The sequence below is a fragment of the Methylobacterium sp. CM6257 genome, from assembly GCF_054611515.1.
In genome coordinates this window covers 2232683-2250025 of record NZ_CM137735.1, presented here as the reverse complement: position 1 = coordinate 2250025, position 17343 = coordinate 2232683, and the positions used below count along the sequence as shown (strand labels likewise).

18 protein-coding genes are annotated in these 17343 nt (G+C 69.5%); 12 read left to right on the top strand and 6 right to left on the bottom strand.

Going from position 1 to position 17343, the window contains the following annotated elements:
• Window positions 1-2 precede the first annotated feature (2 nt).
• Genes ACYCO6_RS11125 through ACYCO6_RS11115 form a run of 3 tightly spaced genes read left to right on the top strand, consistent with a single transcriptional unit; the run spans window position 3 to window position 2128 of the window.
• Window positions 3-1133, top strand: a complete 1131-nt coding sequence (locus ACYCO6_RS11125; RefSeq protein ID WP_459771829.1) for a S1C family serine protease — start codon at window positions 3-5, stop codon at window positions 1131-1133.
• The gene (locus ACYCO6_RS11120) at window positions 1130-1381 is read left to right on the top strand and encodes a hypothetical protein (RefSeq protein WP_459771828.1); all 252 of its coding nucleotides are present in this window, start codon (window positions 1130-1132) and stop codon (window positions 1379-1381) included. The genes ACYCO6_RS11125 and ACYCO6_RS11120 overlap by 4 nt, the downstream gene beginning before the upstream one ends.
• 3 nt (window positions 1382-1384) lie before the next feature.
• Window positions 1385-2128 carry a J domain-containing protein gene (locus ACYCO6_RS11115; RefSeq protein WP_459771827.1) on the top strand — a complete coding sequence of 248 codons (744 nt, stop codon included), beginning with the start codon at window positions 1385-1387 and terminating at the stop codon, window positions 2126-2128.
• 107 nt (window positions 2129-2235) lie between these two features.
• Here the strand turns inward: ACYCO6_RS11115 and ACYCO6_RS11110 are convergent, their stop codons facing one another.
• Window positions 2236-3705 (bottom strand): serine hydrolase, encoded by a 1470-nt coding sequence (locus tag ACYCO6_RS11110; RefSeq protein ID WP_459771826.1) that lies wholly within the window; start codon window positions 3703-3705, stop codon window positions 2236-2238.
• A gap of 292 nt (window positions 3706-3997) precedes the next feature.
• On the opposite strand from ACYCO6_RS11110, the gene ACYCO6_RS11105 reads away from it, so the two are divergent.
• The 5 genes from ACYCO6_RS11105 (at window position 3998) to ACYCO6_RS11085 (ending at window position 9182) form a co-directional block, all read left to right on the top strand.
• Window positions 3998-4330: a phasin family protein gene (locus tag ACYCO6_RS11105; protein WP_459771825.1), complete on the top strand. Its 333-nt coding sequence runs from the start codon at window positions 3998-4000 to the stop codon at window positions 4328-4330.
• Between the two features lie 189 nt (window positions 4331-4519).
• A complete protein-coding gene (clpS, locus tag ACYCO6_RS11100; protein ID WP_459771824.1) occupies window positions 4520-4921 on the top strand; it encodes an ATP-dependent Clp protease adapter ClpS in 402 nt (133 codons plus the stop codon).
• Between the two features lie 37 nt (window positions 4922-4958).
• Complete coding sequence (clpA, locus tag ACYCO6_RS11095; protein WP_459771823.1) at window positions 4959-7445, top strand: ATP-dependent Clp protease ATP-binding subunit ClpA; 2487 nt, start codon at window positions 4959-4961, stop codon at window positions 7443-7445.
• A gap of 92 nt (window positions 7446-7537) precedes the next feature.
• The gene (locus ACYCO6_RS11090) at window positions 7538-7822 is read left to right on the top strand and encodes a hypothetical protein (RefSeq protein ID WP_459771822.1); all 285 of its coding nucleotides are present in this window, start codon (window positions 7538-7540) and stop codon (window positions 7820-7822) included.
• Between the two features lie 61 nt (window positions 7823-7883).
• Window positions 7884-9182: a flavin monoamine oxidase family protein gene (locus ACYCO6_RS11085; RefSeq protein ID WP_459771821.1), complete on the top strand. Its 1299-nt coding sequence runs from the start codon at window positions 7884-7886 to the stop codon at window positions 9180-9182.
• Between the two features lie 47 nt (window positions 9183-9229).
• Here ACYCO6_RS11085 and ACYCO6_RS11080 read toward each other — a convergent pair whose 3' ends face one another.
• Genes ACYCO6_RS11080 through egtB form a run of 3 tightly spaced genes read right to left on the bottom strand, consistent with a single transcriptional unit; the run spans window position 9230 to window position 12603 of the window.
• The gene (locus tag ACYCO6_RS11080) at window positions 9230-10294 is read right to left on the bottom strand and encodes an adenylate/guanylate cyclase domain-containing protein (RefSeq protein ID WP_459771820.1); all 1065 of its coding nucleotides are present in this window, start codon (window positions 10292-10294) and stop codon (window positions 9230-9232) included.
• 47 nt (window positions 10295-10341) lie between these two features.
• Window positions 10342-11316 (bottom strand): L-histidine N(alpha)-methyltransferase, encoded by a 975-nt coding sequence (gene egtD, locus ACYCO6_RS11075; RefSeq protein ID WP_459771819.1) that lies wholly within the window; start codon window positions 11314-11316, stop codon window positions 10342-10344.
• 18 nt (window positions 11317-11334) lie between these two features.
• Window positions 11335-12603 (bottom strand): ergothioneine biosynthesis protein EgtB, encoded by a 1269-nt coding sequence (egtB, locus tag ACYCO6_RS11070; RefSeq protein WP_459771818.1) that lies wholly within the window; start codon window positions 12601-12603, stop codon window positions 11335-11337.
• A 259-nt stretch (window positions 12604-12862) separates the two neighbouring features.
• On the opposite strand from egtB, the gene murI reads away from it, so the two are divergent.
• On the top strand, window positions 12863-13738 hold the full coding sequence (gene murI / locus ACYCO6_RS11065; RefSeq protein ID WP_459771817.1) for a glutamate racemase: 876 nt from the start codon (window positions 12863-12865) through the stop codon (window positions 13736-13738).
• Window positions 13739-13783: 45 nt separating this feature from the next.
• Here the strand turns inward: murI and ACYCO6_RS11060 are convergent, their stop codons facing one another.
• Both ACYCO6_RS11060 and ACYCO6_RS11055 read right to left on the bottom strand, forming a co-directional pair.
• Window positions 13784-13951, bottom strand: coding sequence for a hypothetical protein (locus ACYCO6_RS11060; protein ID WP_459771816.1), 168 nt, complete (start codon window positions 13949-13951; stop codon window positions 13784-13786).
• Window positions 13952-14049: 98 nt separating this feature from the next.
• Window positions 14050-14334: a hypothetical protein gene (locus ACYCO6_RS11055; protein ID WP_459771815.1), complete on the bottom strand. Its 285-nt coding sequence runs from the start codon at window positions 14332-14334 to the stop codon at window positions 14050-14052.
• Between the two features lie 727 nt (window positions 14335-15061).
• Between ACYCO6_RS11055 and ACYCO6_RS11050 the strand changes: the two genes are divergently transcribed.
• From ACYCO6_RS11050 to ACYCO6_RS11040, 3 genes are all read left to right on the top strand, one after another.
• Entirely contained in the window at window positions 15062-15319 is a 258-nt protein-coding gene (locus ACYCO6_RS11050; protein WP_459771814.1) for a hypothetical protein, read from the top strand.
• Window positions 15320-15662: 343 nt separating this feature from the next.
• On the top strand, window positions 15663-16304 hold the full coding sequence (locus ACYCO6_RS11045) for a DUF47 domain-containing protein (protein WP_459771813.1): 642 nt from the start codon (window positions 15663-15665) through the stop codon (window positions 16302-16304).
• Window positions 16305-16321: 17 nt separating this feature from the next.
• Window positions 16322-17308, top strand: coding sequence for an inorganic phosphate transporter (locus tag ACYCO6_RS11040; RefSeq protein WP_459771812.1), 987 nt, complete (start codon window positions 16322-16324; stop codon window positions 17306-17308).
• The last annotated feature ends 35 nt before the right edge of the window (window positions 17309-17343 follow it).

The window sequence follows — 17343 nt, the reverse complement described above, 5'->3', positions numbered from 1 at the left end:
CCGTGCCGGATCGTACCGTGCGCATCCTCCTCGCCGCGGTTCTGGTCCTGATGGCGCTCTACGTCGCCCAGCCCTACCTGCAGCCGCTGCTCTACTCGGCCGACACGCCCCGGGCGGTGACGGCCCGCGGCGATCTCGCGCAGTCGGAGAAGACCACCATCACCCTGTTCGAGCAGGCGAGCCCGTCCGTGGTCCACGTCTTCGCGCAGAGCGCAGCGCAGAACCGCGACCTGCTCGACCTCGACGCGGAGGGCAGCGAGCAGGGCGGCACGGAGACCGGGACCGGCTTCGTCTGGGACGGCGCCGGCCACATCGTCACCAACACGCATGTCGTCCAGAACGCCGCGCGGAGCGGCGGGTCCGTGTCGGTCCGGCTGAGCGACGGCGAGGTGGTGCCTGCGAGCCTCGTCGGACTGGCGCCCTCCTACGATCTGGCGGTCCTTCGGCTCGGGCGGGTCACGCACATGCCGCCGCCGCTCGCGATCGGCACCTCGGCGGATCTCAAGGTCGGGCAGTCGACCTTCGCCATCGGCAACCCGTTCGGCCTCGACCACACGCTGACGACCGGCGTGATCAGCGCCGTCCGCCGCCGGATGCCGACCAGCGAGGGGCGCGAATTGTCCGGCGTGATCCAGACGGATGCGGCGATCAATCCCGGCAATTCCGGCGGCCCGCTGCTCGATTCCGCCGGGCGGCTGATCGGGGTGAACACCGCCATCGTCTCGCCTTCCGGGGCCAGTGCCGGGATCGGTTTCGCGATCCCCGTCGACGTGGTGAACCGGATCGTGCCGGAGCTGATCAAGGCGGGCCGGGTGCGCAACCCTGGAATCGGCATCATCGCCGCCCAGGAGGCCGCCACGGCGCGGCTCGGCATCGACGGCGTGGTGATCGTGCGGGTCCTGCCCGGAACGCCCGCGGCCCAGGCCGGCCTGCGCGGCGTCGATCCGCAGACCGGCGATCTCGGCGACGTGATCGTCGAGGCCGATGGCCATCCGGTCCACCGCCTCGCGGATCTCACCGCGGCCATCGAGGAGGCCGGCCTGGGCGCCTCCGTGGCCCTGAAGATCGTGCGCGACGGCCGGATCCGACAGGTCCGGATCACCACGGCGGATGTCGCGGAGAATCGCCAATGAAGGCGCTGGCCTGCCTCGCCCTCCTCGTCCCCCTCGCCGCCGGCGCCGGGCAGGCTGCCGAGCGGCCTGCGCGCTCGCGGCTCTGCCCGGAGGACCTGCCCGAGGGTGTCCGCCTGCCGCCGCAGCCTGGTTGTGAGGTCCCCGCCCGCGGCCCGAGGCCGCGCCAGGATGGGGTCTACGATCTCGGCAACGGCACGACGCTGCGGATCGGTGGCCGCGCTTCGGCCGAGTACGGCGTGCGGCACTGAGCGATGGCACTGTTTGCCGGCCTGCTCGTTTGCCTGACCCTGTGGTGGCTGTCGAAGAACCGCGACGGTTTCGGCCGACGGCTGCGGCGCGCGTTCGGCCGGGCCTCGGACGCTATGTTCGGCGTGTCTCAGACGCGGTCGCTCGGCGCCGTCGCGCTGCTGGCGGCCGGATTCCTGATGCTCCGCGGAAATTTCGTCCTGGCGGCTCTCCTCGGCCTCAGTGGCGTCTGGATGATCGAGGGGCAGGCGGCGATGACCGCGCGCCTGCGTGGCCTCATCAAGCCGCGCTCCGATGTGGGGCGCCGGTATCGGACGAATCTCATCGAGGCGGATCTGCGCGCGGACGGGAGCCTGCGCACGGGCCGGGTGATCACTGGACCGTGCGCCGGCGAATGGCTCGACGACATGCCCGTTGAAACAGTGGTCGAGTTCCTTCGGCTCTGTCGCGTCAGCGACGCCGTCGGCGCCGCCCTGCTAGAGCCGTATCTCGACCGCCGGGCGCCCGGCTGGCGTGTAGACGCTGAGCGCGATCGTGACCCGCGGCCGCGCCGCCCGCCGAACCCAGGGGCGATGACGCAGGAGGAGGCGTACCAGGTCCTGGGGCTTCAGCGCGGGGCGACCGCTGAGGAGATCCGGTCGGCCCACCGGTCTCTGATGAAGCGCGCCCACCCCGACCAGGGGGGCAGCGCCGAGCGGGCGGCGCGCATCAACGCGGCCCGGGACAGGCTTCTGAACCGACATCGCTAAACTCCACGCGCGTTGTCAGAGAGTTACCGTTTCGCGGCTGCGGGCCGAACGCGGCCGCGGCCTTGCCGTGCCGGCGCGCGCGAGCGCGACGGCAGGTTCCGGGCGCCTCAGCTCCGGGTCGCGAAGCAGCTGAAGCCGCTGCGCTTCAGGGCCGTGCAGGCCTCCTGCGCGGAATCCTGCTCGGCGAAGCCCGAGAAGCGGGCGCGGAACAGCGTGGTGCCACCATGCTCGACCTTCACCGTGTAGGGCGCGGCCTTCGAGAGGCTGCCGCCGACCTTGGCGCGGGCTTCCGAGAGCATGGAGCGGGCCTTCGCCTCGTCGTCCATGGCGCCGAGCTGGATGACCCAGGCCGTGGGAACGACGCGGGTGCCGGTGATCGCCTTCGGGGGTTCGTCGCGCTCGACCGAGGCCACCCGGGCCGACGACTTGGTGGCGCCCGGGAAGGGCGGCTGGGCGCTGCTGGCGCCGGCATAGGCCTGTGCGGCCTTCGGGATCCCCTGCGGGCCGGGCTTCCAGGTGCCGCCCGGGGTCGTGGTCTTGGACGGGGCAAGATCGAGGGGCTCGCCGGTGGTGCCCGTCGTCTCGACGTCCTCGTCGTCCGCGGAGGCGACCTGCGTGCGCGTCCGCGAGACCGCGTCGGCGACCACCGCCGGGCGGGCGCGCTCGGCGACCTCGGTGACCGGGGGTGCGACGCGCGCGCCGGCGTAGGCCCGCGGCAGGCTGGCGCGGACGAGGTCGGCCATGATCCGGTCGCGGCTCGCGCCGGACTTGCCCCCCAGCACGATCGCGACGATCTGGTGGCCGTCGGACTTCGCCGCGGTCATCAGGTTGAAGCCGGAATCGCGCGTATAGCCGGTCTTGATGCCGTCCACGCCCTGAACGTTGCCGAGCAGGTGGTTGTGATTGCCGATCACCCGGCCGCGGAACGCGAAGGACCGGGTCTGGAAATAGCGGTAATAGTGCGGGAACCGGTCCTGGATCGCCCGGGCCAGAATGGTGAGGTCGCGGGCGGTGGTGAGCTGTTCGGGATCCGGCAGGCCCGAGGCGTTGGCGTAATGCGTCCGGCTCATGCCGAGGGCGTGGGCCTTCGCGGTCATCATCTGAGCGAAGCGCTCCTCGGAACCGGCAATGTTCTCGCCGATGGCGCAGGCGACGTCGTTGGCCGACTTCGTCACGATCGCCTTGATGGCGTCCTCCACCGAAATGGTCTGGCCCGGGCGCAGGCCGAGCTTCGAGGGGGCCTGGGCGGCGGCGTGGGCCGAGATGGTCAGCTCGGAATCGAGGGCGAACTTGCCGCGCTCCATCTGCTCGAAGAGCATGTAGAGCGTCATCACCTTGGTGATCGAGGCCGGGTGGCGCAGGGCGTCCTCGTTGACCGCATGGAGGGTCTTGCCGCTCTTCACGTCCACGACCATCGCGGCGTAGGGCGGGTTGTAGCCGCCGGTCGCCCGTGCGTGGTGATGGTGGCGCCCGCGTCGCGCCTCGGCCGGTGAGGCCAGGGCCGTGAGAACCGCGGCGGCCAGGATCGCGGCCGGCAGCGCTGGAATCGTCCGGGAGCGGCCTACTACGCTACGCATCACGCCTGATTGCCTCGCGAAACCGGCGCTCGCCGGTCGTGTCCGTTGCGTGGCCCGCTGTGATCGCGTGGCCCCGCTGCATCATCGGAGAGTTAGGCAAGCGCAGTTACAGGCCCGTTAATGCGACCGACGCGAATGCCGGATCGTGTCGCGCCGGCCATTGCTTATCCGGCCTTACCACCCGTGGCTTGACGCTGGCTGACGCACCGCACAAAGTTCGTGAACGTCCGATAGCGCCGTTCGGGTCGCTCGCGCGTGGCCGGCACGACCGGCAGCGATCTGGAGAACGGCCATGCAGCAGGTCCTCGCCCTTACCCTACTGCCGGGTTCGGCCGGGTTCGGCACGGCTCTGCGCCGGTTCGGCGTCGCGAGCCGGACGGCGCAGACCGTCGGGATTGAGTGGTTCGACTACGCCAAGCAAGGTCTGGACGACATCGCCGACACGGCGCGGAAGCTCGCCGAGGCCCGCAGCCCGGCCGAGATCCTGGCGGTCCAGGCGGCCTATCTGCAGCGGGCCGGCGAGCGCTTCACGGTAGGATCGGCGGTGGTCGGTGACCTGATCATGACCCTCGCGGGCGATCTCCTGCGGCCGCCGGCGGCAACCAGTTCCGCCCGGACGCATTAGCGGGGCGGCGGCCGTGCGCCCGGCACAAGCTCTGCGGGGCGGACAAGTGCGCACAGGCGTCTGGCGAAGTCGGCTCACCGCCTGTAGATTAACGGATCTGGAGCCGAGCGCCGCCCCTGGCGGGGCCAAGACAGAATCGGCAGTCGGGGCCGGCGACGCCCGCTCCAATCGAGGATCGGTTCGACGCACATGACACAGGTCCCCCCACAGGGCACCGCGAATTCGACGAAGGATCACTGGCCGACGCGCCCCGCGATCACGGCATCCGGTTCGCGCGCGCCGGGAGGCGACGACCGCTCCAACACCGCGATCATCACCCGCACGAAGCCCCGGACCAAGCGGCCGAGCCTCTACCGGGTACTCCTTCTGAATGACGACTATACGCCGATGGAATTCGTCGTGCTGGTGGTCGAGCGCTTCTTCAACAAGAGCCACGAGGACGCCTACCACATCATGATGCACGTGCATCAGAACGGGGTCGGCGAGTGTGGGGTCTTCACCTACGAGGTGGCGGAGACCAAGGTGACGCAGGTCATGGACTTCGCACGCAAACACCAACATCCTCTCCAGTGCGTTATGGAAAAGAAATAGGCGCCGCTCGCGGTAGGCACCCAGACAGAGGCCAGCTTTGCCAAGCTTCTCACGCAGCCTAGAACAAGCTCTCCACCGCGCCCTGGCGCTCGCCGGGGAACGTCGGCACGAATACGCGACGCTGGAGCATCTCCTGCTCGCCCTCGTGGACGACCAAGACGCGGCCGCGGTCATGCGCGCCTGCAATGTCGAGATCGACACGCTTAAGCGCAGCCTGATCGACTACGTCGACACCGAGCTCTCCAACCTCACCGGCGACGGGCGGCAGGACGCCAAGCCCACGGCCGGGTTCCAGCGCGTGATCCAGCGCGCCGTGATCCACGTCCAGTCCTCCGGTCGCGAAGAGGTGACGGGTGCCAACGTGCTCGTGGCGATCTTCGCCGAGCGCGAGAGCCACGCCGCCTATTTCCTGCAAGAGCAGGACATGACCCGCTACGACGCGGTGAACTACATCAGCCACGGCATCGCCAAGCGCCCCGGCGCCTCCGAGTCGAAGCCCGTGCGCGGGGCCGACGAGGAGGGCGCCTCCGAGCGGCCGAGCGACGAGGGCGATCCCCGCGGCGCCAAGAAGAAGGGCGACGCGCTGGACGCCTACTGCGTCAACCTCAACAAGAAGGCCCGCGAGGGCAAGATCGACCCGCTGATCGGCCGCGAGAGTGAGGTCCAGCGGACGATCCAGGTCCTCTGCCGCCGGCAGAAGAACAACCCTCTGCTCGTGGGCGATCCCGGCGTCGGCAAGACCGCCATCGCGGAAGGTCTGGCGCGCAAGATCATCCAGCACGAGGTGCCGGAGGTTCTGGCCGATGCCACGGTCTTCTCCCTCGACATGGGCACGCTGCTCGCCGGCACCCGCTACCGGGGCGACTTCGAGGAGCGCCTCAAGCAGGTGATGAAGGAGATCGAGGCGCACCCGAACGCGATCATGTTCATCGACGAGATCCACACCGTGATCGGTGCAGGCGCCACCTCGGGCGGGGCCATGGACGCGTCGAACCTGCTCAAGCCCGCGCTCGCCTCCGGGACGCTGCGCTGCATCGGCTCGACCACCTACAAGGAGTACCGCCAGTATTTCGAGAAGGACCGTGCCCTGGTGCGTCGGTTCCAGAAGATCGATGTCAACGAGCCGTCGATCCCCGACACGATCGAGATCGTGAAGGGCCTGCGCCCGTACTTCGAGGAGTTCCACAAGCTCAAGTACACGACCGAGGCCGTGAAGGCCGCGGTGGAGCTGTCGGCCCGCTACATCAACGACCGCAAGCTGCCCGACAAGGCGATCGACGTGATCGACGAGACCGGCGCCTCGCAGATGCTGGTGCCGGAGGCGCGCCGCAAGCGCACGATCGGCATCAAGGAGATCGAGGCGACCATCGCCACGATGGCCCGCATCCCGCCGAAGACCGTCTCGAAGGACGACGCGGTGGTGCTGCAGCACCTCACCGAGAACCTGAAGCGGGTGGTCTACGGCCAGCCGAGCGCGATCGAGGCCTTGACCTCGGCGATCAAGCTGGCGCGTGCCGGCCTGCGCGACCCGGACAAGCCGATCGGCTCTTACCTGTTCGCGGGTCCGACCGGCGTCGGCAAGACCGAGGCCGCCAAGCAGCTCGCCGCTTCGCTGGGCGTCGAGATGCTGCGCTTCGACATGTCGGAATACATGGAGCGCCACACGGTGAGCCGCCTGATCGGCGCGCCCCCCGGCTATGTGGGCTTCGATCAGGGCGGCCTCCTCACCGACGGGATCGACCAGCACCCGCACTGCGTGCTCCTGCTCGACGAGATCGAGAAGGCGCATCCGGACCTGTTCAACATCCTGCTGCAGGTCATGGACCATGGGAAGCTGACCGACCACAACGGCAAGCAGGTCGATTTCCGCAACGTCATCATCATCATGACGTCGAATGCGGGTGCCTCGGATCTGGCGAAGGCGGCCTACGGCTTCACCCAGACCAAGCGTTCCGGCGACGACGTCGAGGCGATCAACCGGCTGTTCGCGCCGGAATTCCGCAACCGCCTCGACGCGATCATCTCCTTCGGCCACCTGCCGAAGGACGTGGTGGCGAAGGTGGTGGACAAGTTCGTCCTCCAGCTCGAGGCGCAGCTCGCTGACCGCAACGTCACGATCGAGCTGTCGGACGAGGCCCGCGACTGGCTGGTGGAGCACGGCTACGACGACGCGATGGGCGCCCGCCCGATGGCGCGGCTCATCCAGTCGACGATCAAGACGCCGCTCGCCGACGAGGTGCTGTTTGGGAAGCTGAAGGACGGCGGCGCGGTCCGCGTGGTCGTGCGCAAGCCCGAGGACGGCGAGGCCAAGACCGGTGCCAAGGACAGCCTGGGCTTCGACTTTCCGGCCGGCCCGGTCACGCCCAAGCCTGAGAAGGACGTGACCAACGCCGCCAAGCGCCACAAACGTGCCAAGCCCCGCACCGCTTCGCGGAAGAAGGCGCCGAAGGACAACAAGGGTGGCGGTGGCAGCTCGGGCGGCGGCGTCCGGACCGTGCCGAAGGTGCCACTCGTGCGCGCCTAATGGTGTGCATGCCGGCCGGCGGCCTTCCGGACTCGGGGGCCGCCGGTCTATGACCGCCGCGACGCGCATGCGCCGCGGCGAGGAGGCGCCCGATGACTGACAACCTGCACGAGGGACCTCTGTCCCCCGTCGCGCAGCCGGCGCCCCCCAAGAAACTCACCCGGCGCGAGGAGCGGCGCCGGCGTCGCCAGCGGCGCCGCCGCGGCGAGGAGGTGCTCGCCTGGGTGCTCGTGCCGTTCATCTGCTTCGGCATCTACTGGGGCATCAACGCCGGCTTCGACTTCTTCGGCACCTCGCCGGGACAGGTCTGGGACCAGCTGATGCAGGTCAAGACCATGATGGAGAAGCGCTCGAGCAGCCAGGGCGCGCGCGGCTAGCGCTCTGCGCGGTCCGGCGCGCCGGGATGGCGGGTCACGGACGGTTCCGAGCGGGTGCGCCATGAAACCGACCCGACGTTCGATCCTCGCCTCGGCCCTCCTGGCAGCGCCGGCGTTCCGCGTGGGCGCCTGTGGCGGAACCGTTGTGATCGTCGGCGCCGGATCGGCCGGACTGGCGGCCGCGGCCGCCTTGCGGGCGGCTGGACAGGGCTTCACCCTGGTCGAGGCGCGGGACCGGATCGGCGGACGCGCCTTCACCGACAGGGCCCTCGGTCCGGATTGTCCGTTCGATGCCGGCGCCGAGTACATCCACTGGGCTGAGCACAATCCCTGGGCGCCGATTGCCCGGGCGGCAGGTGCTCGCTTTGCCCGCGAGGATGGCTGGGCGCGCACACTCACGATCGACGGCCGCCCTGCTACGGAGGCCGAGAGAGCCAGCCGGCGCGCCGGTTTCTCGGGGCTCGACGCACTCCTGGCTCCGAAGGGCGGTGACACCTCCCTGGCCGAGGCGGCCCGGGCCGGCGGACCGAATGCCGAGCAGGCGGCGGCGGGCCTGAGCCGGCTCTCCCTGGGCGAGGATCCCGAGCGGATTTCGGCTGTCGACTACGATCGGCTGTGGTCCGGCACTGACCTCTGGGTCGACGGCTACGGCGATTTGGTCGCGCGGCATTTCTCCGACCTGCCGGTCAGCCTCGGCTGCCCGGTGCGCGCGATCGACTGGTCCGGCCGGGATGTCCGCGTCGAGACGGCCCGCGGCACGCTGTCGGCGGCGGCCGTCATCGTCACGGTGCCGGTCGGGGTCCTGAAATCCGGGGCGGTGACGTTCGCGCCGGGGCTGCCCGATGCGACCCGGACCGCCCTCGATGGGCTGCGGATGGGCGCCTACACGAAGATCGGCCTCCGCCTGGATCCCGCGAAGGTCGATCTGGTCGCCCTTGGCGACGCGGTGTCGGTCGCGACCGGCGGTCCGACGCTCTACTTCGAGATGGGACCGTTCGGCCGTTCCCTGGCCGTGGCCAATCTCGGCGGCGACCTCGCGCGGGACCTGTGCCGTGCCGGTGAGGCGGCGGCCGTCGCTCTCGCGACCGAGCGCCTCGCCGCGATCCTGGGTACGAAGGCTCGGGGCGCCGTGCTGGCAGGGCGGCTCGCGGGCTGGTGGACGGATCCGCACGCCCTCGGATCCTATTCCATCGTGGGGCCGGGGCATGCCGCGGCCCGCGACCGTCTGCGCGAGCCGGTGGGCGGCCGGGTGTTCTTCGCCGGCGAGGCGCTGGCAGGCGGCGGGGCGATGACGGTCGGCGGGGCGACGCTCGACGGCGCGCGCGCCGCCCGCGATGTGCTGAAGGCGCTCGGCGCCTGATTGGCCCGCCCTGCGCCGAGCGGGGTTCGGGTCGCAGCGACACGCGCTTACCCGGGGACCGCGCCGCTCGGAACGGTCAGCGTCGGCGCCCTGACGGCTGCACGGCGCCGGATCGAGGCCACCGCCAGGGGCTCCTCGCGCCCCCGCAGGCTGTGGGCGCCGAGATCCTCCATCACGAGATCCTCCGGCAAGGGGCCGAGCCGCCGGAGGAGATCGGCCGACACCAGAACCTGGACGCCGAGAGTCTTCGACAGCGCCTCCAGCCGTGCAGTCGTGTTCACGGCATCGCCGAAATACGCGATCTTGTGCCGCTCCAGCCCGATCTCGGCGGTAACCACGGGGCCGCAATGCAGTGCGGCTCGAAACTCCGGCACCTGCCCGAAGCGCCTCCGCCAAGCCTCGGCGTCTTCGGTGAGCCGCGCGGCGAAATCGAAGACGCAGCGAAGGCAGGCGGCATCGCGGAGGCCTCGCTCCATCGTCCAGGTCACCAGCGCCAAATCGCCGATATAGTCGTCGATCGATCCCCGCGCGCGCGAGACCGGCAGGGCCAACGCGTTGAAGATCTGCCCGAGGTAGGCCTGTGCCTCCCGGTCGCCGTGCCGGTCGGCGAAGCGCGTCGAGCCGGTCACGTCGAGGAACAGGAAGATCCGCTCCTCGCTGATCGGGCGATGGTATCGGCCGATCAGCAGGTTGGCGAAGACGCCCGGACCGATCAGGTCGCGGACCCGGAAGACGAAGACCGCGAGGGCCGAGATGCCGAGCGCGTAGAGCAGGCCCGTATCGGACATCAGCATTGCGTTGCGCTCGCTGTACATGAACCGGAACAGGCGGTTCAGCACGGTGCTGGCGATCGCGTTACTCACGACGATCGTCACGATGTAGAGCGCCACGGTGGCGAGCAGAAACAGCGGCGTGGCGAGCTGCCGGATCCGCTCGCGCAGGTCCGGGACCAGGAGTCGGCGCTCATAGAGCAGGATCGGCGTGCCGATGATCGCGCCGCGGATCGCCGAACCCGTCAGCGGGCCGACCTCGAAGATCGTCCCGTAGAGCAGGCCGGCCAGGGCTCCCAGAGCGGGCGCCACGAGGTAGAACCAGGGTGGGCTGAAACGCATGGACGCGTCCTTCACCCTCTCGCGTGAGCCGGCCGCTCGGCGACCGTCTAATCCAGCCGGAGGGCGTGGACCGAGAACAGCCCCTCCGGATCGGTCCAGACCTTCAGCCATGTCCAGCCGGCGCGTTCCGCGAGCGCCCGGAAGGTCTCGACTGTGTACTTGTAGCTGCTTTCAGTGTGGATCGTCTCGCCTTCCGCAAAGGCGAACGTGTCGGAACCTACCCGCACGGCGTGCGCATCCCGGGCGACGAGGTGCATCTCGATGCGCGACGCCTGCCTGTTGAACACGGCCCGGTGGGTGAAGGCGTCCAGGTCGAAGCGGCCGGCGAGCTCCCGGTTGATCCGGGTGAGGAGATTGAGGTTGAACGCCGCCGTGACGCCGGCGGAATCGTCGTAGGCCTGCTCCAGGGTCGCGGTGTCCTTCACGAGGTCGACGCCCACGATCATATGGGCGCCCTCCCCCAGGATCCGCCCGAAGCGGCGCAGCAGATCCTCGGCCTCGGCGGGCTCGAAATTGCCGATGGTCGAGCCCGGGAAGAACCCCGCCCGAGGCAGGCCGTCGAGGCTGTCGGGGAGGTCGAAATCGCGCGTGAAGTCGGCCACGACCGGCTCGACCCGAAGCTGCGGCAGGTCCGCCTTCAGGGCCTCCGCCTGCGCGCGCAGGAACGCGCCGGAGACGTCCACCGGCACGTAGGCGGCGAGCGTATCCAGGTGTCGGAGCAGGCGGCGGAGCTTCGCCGTCGAGCCGCTGCCGAACTCCACCAGGGCGGCTTTCGCCGGCAGCAGGGCCGCGATCCCCGGCCCGCTCCGGTCGAGGATGCCGATCTCCGTACGGGTCGGGTAGTATTCCGGAAGCCGCGTGATCGCCTCGAACAGGTCGGATCCGGCGGCGTCGTAGAAGTATTTCGGCGAGAGCGCCTTCTGGGGTTTCGATAGCCCCTCTCGGACATCGTCGAGGAAGGCCAGCGCGGCCGTTTCCAGCGCGACCGGAGTCGCGTCGGGGAAGGTAGGCTTGATGGTCAAGGCGGACTCCGGGGCGCGTCAGGCGGTGTCGGCGAGGCGCAGGCCCGTGAACTGCCAGCGCTGGTGCGGATAGAAGAAGTTGCGGTACGGCAGCCGGGCATGGCCTTCGGGTGTGGCGACCGACGAGCCGCGCAGCACGAACTGATTGGCCATGAACTTGCCGTTGTACTCGCCGAGCGCCCCCGGGAGCGGACGATAGCCCGGATAGGGCACGTAGGCGCTGCGGGTCCATTGCCAGACGAGACCGAACGCGTCCGGCAATCCGCCGTCCCGGGCCGCAACCTCCCACTCGAACTCGGTCGGCAGGAAGCGGCCCGTCCAGCGGGCGTAGGCGTCGGCCTCGTAGTAGCTGATGTGGGTGACGGGTGCGTCGAGATCCACCGGGCGCTGGCCGCCGAGGGTCATCGTGGCCCAGCCGTCACGGTCCCGGCGCCAGTAGCCCGGCGCCTCCCAGCCCTCGGCCGGTCCGGCATACCAGCCGTCCGAGAGCCACAGCTCGGGCTTGGCGTAGCCGCCATCCTCCATGAAGGCGAGCCACTGCCGGTTCGTCACCAGGGCCTTGTCGATCCGCCCGGCCGGGATCAGCGTCTCGTGACGCGGCGACTCGTTGTCGAACGAGAACCCCTCCCCCGCATGGCCGATCCACGCGATGCCCCGGTCCAGGCGGGCCTGGCCGGCCTGCGCGGTGGCGCTCGGGAAGCGCCAAGCCGGGTCGTAGGCGGGGCTGAGCGGGTTCTGCGCGAAGGCGTGCAGGATGTCGGTGAGGAGAAGTTCCTGGTGCTGCTGCTCGTGGTAGAGCCCGATCTCGAGGATCGGCAGCACGGCTCCCAGCGCACTTTCGGAAGCCTGGCCCAGCAGGGTCTCCACTGCCCGGTCCACATGCGCCCGGTAGGCCGTGACCTCCGCCATGGTCGGCCGGGTGATCAGGCCCCGCTGGATGCGCGGCTGACGCGGGCCGGCCGCCACGTAGTACGAGTTGAACAGGTAGTGCAGCCGCTCGTCGTAGATGGCGTAGCCCGGCAGGTGCTCGCGGAGCATGAACTGCTCGAAGAACCACGTCACATGCGCCCGGTGCCACTTGGTCGGGCTGGCGTCGGCCATGGACTGGACCTGCTGGTCCTCGGGGGAGAGCTGCGCGGCACGGCGCTCCGTCTCGCTCCGCACATGGCGGTAGGCGGCGATCCAGGCTGCCCGGTCGATCGGCCGGGCCGTCACAGGGGGCGGCGGGAAGGCCGGCGCTCCCCGATCTCGTCCTTCGTCCGGACGCAGTGCGGCCGTCGCTGCCATGACGATTATCCCTTTTTCGGGCGTGCCCCGGAACGGTTTCCTCAGTCCAGGGCCAGCGCGCAGAAGATATGTCCCGGCCGTGGTCCGACAACCTCCGCCGGAGATTGTCCGGACCGACGGCTGCGCCGGCTCCTTCGCGCGGGAGGCGTGGCGGTTAACGGGAACGGTTGGGGATCGCGGGTCTTTCTCTCGCCGCAGTGAGATCGCCTTAACCCTCGACGCAGAGATTCGGGATGCTCATGAGGAGTCCGGGGTTCCCATGCGGATCGATCTGATGGCCGGGGCCAGCCTGTCCGCCGCCGCGCTGCGCGTCTCGCCCGAACCGACCATCCTGGTTTTCGATTCTGGGCTCGGCGGCCTCACCGTCCTCGACGCGGTCCGGCGCGCCCGGCCGGATGCCCGCTACGTCTATGTCGGCGACGACGCCGCCTTCCCGTATGGCCGACTCGGCGAGGCGACCCTCGTCGCCCGCGTGCTCGCCGTCATGGAGAGGTGCGTCGCGACGCACCGCCCCGACCTCGTGGTCATCGCCTGCAACACCGCCTCGACCCTGGTCCTGCCGGCGCTGCGCCAGCGCTTCACCACGCCGTTCGTCGGTGTCGTGCCGCCGATCAAACCGGCCGCGGAGGCCACGCGCTCACGGCTCGTCTCCTTGCTGGCCACGCCCGGCACGGTGGCCCGTTCCTACACGCGCGATCTGATCGCGACCTATGCCAGAGCCTGCGCGGTGACCCTGGTCGGCTCTCAGAACCTCGCTTCCTTTGCCGAGGCCGAACTCGCCGGCACCCCCGTGGACGATTCCGCGCTCGCGGCCGAGGTCGCCCCCTGCTTCGTGATCGAACCGGATGGCCGGCGCACTGACGTGGTCTGCCTGGCTTGCACCCATTATCCCCTCCTGCTGCCGCGCCTGGAGGCTCTCGCCCCCTGGCCGGTCACCTGGATCGATCCGGCTCCCGCGATCGCTCGGCGCGTCGTGCAGCTGATCGGTCCCGTCCCGCGCGATGCGGACCGGAACGGGGCCGTGCTCGGCGCCTTCACGGCCGGGACCTGCCTGACCGAGCCCCTGCGCACCGCCCTGGCGGCCCGCGGGGTCGGCGAGATCGCCGTCGAGGCGATCCCGCTACCGATGCAGTAGGGGTTCGGCTTCAGAGCCTCCGCGGACGCATGCGTGGCAACCCGCTCAGCGGGCGCGCACGGTCGCCTCGATCGGGCCGGCGCCGGCGTCGGCCTCGCTCGGGGCGATCAGGTGGACGAACAGCATCCCGGCCGCCACGATCAGCGCGAGCGCGAGGATGCGCCACAGTTCCAGGACGGGTGGCTCGGCCGGCTTGTTCGTCTCGCTCGACATCGCGTCCGCATCCTCGCTTCCGGGCCCGCGGATGGGACACCCGGAGGATGAACGGTTCGTAAATCACGCCTCCGAGCCCGCCGGCTTCGGCGGTCGCGTCACGCGGCCACATCCGCCACGACGGCGACCTCGCAACTGTCGGCGCGCAGGCGCCAATCGATGACGCACGCGCGCTCGCACAGCAGCGCCTTGGCCTGCCACTCGGCGGAGACGTCAGAGTAGGCGCGGATCAGGATCTTCCCTTGTGGAACCCTGTGATCGTGACCGGCGTCGTCGCAGACGATCTTGTAGAAGGTGACGAGATAGGCACGCATCGGTAGGGCTCCGCACAGGTGCAGGCGACCTTTCGCGCGCGCCGCGCCGGACGCCTTGATCCGGCGCAAAGACGTCCCTCGTCGTTCGTGATGTGCCTCGCAATCCCACTCCGATGCGGCCTGCATCGGCTCGGCAGCGTCGCCGGCTGTTTGGTCCGGGCATCGGGGCACACGACACGCCTTCCCGGACATGCTCGATGCCGAGCAGTCCGACCGCCGTTGGATCGCGGGTCTTCAACATGTGGTGTCGGTGACGAGGTCGGCCTCTGAGCGCCGGGCAATCGCCCGGGCCGGCACGCGGACGGCTGGCGCTTGAGGTCGGCCATTCACAGTTGAAATCCACGCGATACCAAACATTGGGCATAAGGGCTGAAACGGTCTAGCTTTGGCCGTAATCTCCGGCAGTATTGGATTCTGAAGTTGGTGGTCCCTGGTCAGGGGGTGCCCGATGTTCGAGAATCTGTTCTGGGGGGCGTCGCTCGTCGCGCTGATCGGGTCTGCGGCGCTGGTTGCAATCGGAGCCACCCTGCAGCCGCGCATCGATCGGCGGGATGACGCGGATCGCTACCTTCCCGATCCACGCCGGATCTTCGGACGCAAGCGGCGCTGGCGTCGAGCCCCGCGCATCGCGCGACGCATCGGATCGCTCCCTCTGCGGTGAACCGCAGGATCTACGCCGCCGGGCGAACGGCACCGTCGCACCAAAGACGTACATCTCCGGGTGCGTCCCTCGCGGGTAGGGTCGGACCGACTGCAAAACGGCGGTTGTTATGCCGTACGAGAGGACCCGGAACTGATGAGCGTGCGTCAGATTTGCGATCAGGTCAGAGTCACCGAGCAGGCGTTCACGGCGGCGCTCGGCAACATGCGGGCAGCCGGTCTCCGCGAGGCGCTGACCCGCGAACTCCAGGAGATGGAAGCGGCGGAGATTGAAGGCGGACAGGACGAGGCCTCGGCGCGGTCGGCCTCGTGGAAGCGCGTCAAGATGCTTCATGGTCTCGGCTATCCGGTCGATTTCGGCTGGCTCCACGCCGCCGCCGGTCGCCCCCGCTAAGCCGGGGACCGCAAGGGACGATCCTTCCAAGTCCCGCGGACCGGCACCCCGCTCGCCGCCGGGCCGTTAGCAGTTTCGGCCGGTGAGGCCCGGTCCGCCTCGAACACTGCCTCCGCCGTGCCGCGCAGAGGCAGCGCTTCCCAAAGACCGCTGTTTCGAGGAACACCTCCAGAAAGTTCCGGCTCCAGGAGCGGCGGGTCCCACCTCCTTCCTGCCCCCTTCACGGCGACGCGCGGCCAAAATGCGCCGCCGCGGCTGGATCAGGTCGGCCCGTTCGTCCGTTGTGCCTGCCAGGCGCCGCAATGCTTTGCCGGCACAACTCTTCTCTGGAGCGGGACACGACATGCTGGCTTGGTTCCGGGCCCTGATGCCGAAGGAGGATCGGTTCTTCGACCTCTTCGAGCGTCATGCCGCGACGCTGGTCGACGGTGCGGCGGCGCTCCGCACGCTCCTTGACGGCACGCAGGACGTCCCCACCGCGTGCTCCGCCATCGCGGCGCACGAGAACGAGGCCGATGCCATCACCCGCGACGCGCTCCTCGCGGTGCGCAGAACCTTCATCACGCCCTTCGACCGCGGCGACATCCAGGCTCTGGTCGGCTCGCTCGACGACGCCATCGACCAGATGCTCAAGACGGCCAAGGCCGTCCAGCTCTTCGAGGTGACGGTCTTCCAGCCTGAGATGCGCGAGATGGGCGCGATCATCCAGGAGGCGGCGCGCGTGACCGCGGAGGCGCTTCCGAAGCTGCGGGCGCTCGGCGAGAATGCCGCCGCCCTGAACAGCCTGACCGAGCGCGTGATCGAACTCGAAGGCCGCGCTGACGATCTGCACAATGCGGGATTGAAGGCGCTGTTCAAGGCATCGCGTCAGGACCCCATGGCCTTCCTGGTCGGGTCCGAACTCTACGATCATCTGGAGAAAGTCATGGACCGGTTCGAGGACGTGGCGAACCAGATCAGCAGTATCGTCGTCGAGCACGTCTGAGCCGACGAGCTGAACGCATGACGCTCCTCGTCATCCTCATCGTCCTCGCGCTGGTCTTCGATTTCCTGAACGGCCTGCACGACGCCGCCAACTCCATCGCGACCATCGTGTCGACCCGGGTGCTAGCACCCCGCTACGCCGTGTTCTGGGCGGCGTTCTTCAACTTCGTGGCTTTCCTAGTCTTCGGCCTGCACGTCGCCGGCACGGTCGGGTCCGGCATTATCGACGTCACGGCGGTGGACGACCGGGTGATCCTGGGCGCGCTTGGCGGCGCCATCACCTGGAACCTGCTCACTTGGTATGCCGGCATCCCGTCATCGAGCTCGCATGCCCTCATCGGCGGCCTGCTCGGTGCAGGAATCGCCAAGGCCGGGACGGGGGTGATCGTCTGGCATGGCGTCATCGCCACGAGCGCCGCCATCGTGCTCTCGCCGGCGCTGGGCTTCGTCCTCGGGCTGCTGCTCATGCTCGCGGTGTCGTGGCTCTTCGTCCGCTCTACTCCGACTGCCGTCGACAGGCTGTTCCGGAGCCTGCAGTTCGTCTCGGCCTCGCTCTACTCCCTCGGGCACGGCGGCAACGACGCGCAGAAGACCATGGGCATCATCGCGGCGCTGCTCTACGCCCATGGCGAGACCGGGGCGTTCCACGTGCCGCTCTGGGTGGTGCTGTCCTGCCAGACCGCCATGGCGCTCGGGACCCTGTTTGGCGGCTGGCGCATCGTGCACACGATGGGCTCGAAGATCACGCGCCTGTCGCCCATACAGGGGTTCTGTGCCGAGACCGGCGGCGCCGCGACCCTCTTCGCCGCGACGGCCTTCGGCATTCCGGTCTCGACCACCCACACGATCACCGGGGCGATCGTGGGCGTCGGCGCGGCCCGCCGGGTCTCGGCGGTGCGCTGGAACGTGGCCCAGGGGATCGTGGTCGCCTGGGTGATCACGATGCCCGCCGCCGCCCTCGTCGCGGCCCTCACCTACGCGGTATCCGGCTTCCTCTTGCCGTAACGGCCGGACCCGGGCTGGGCTCACCCGCGAAGGTG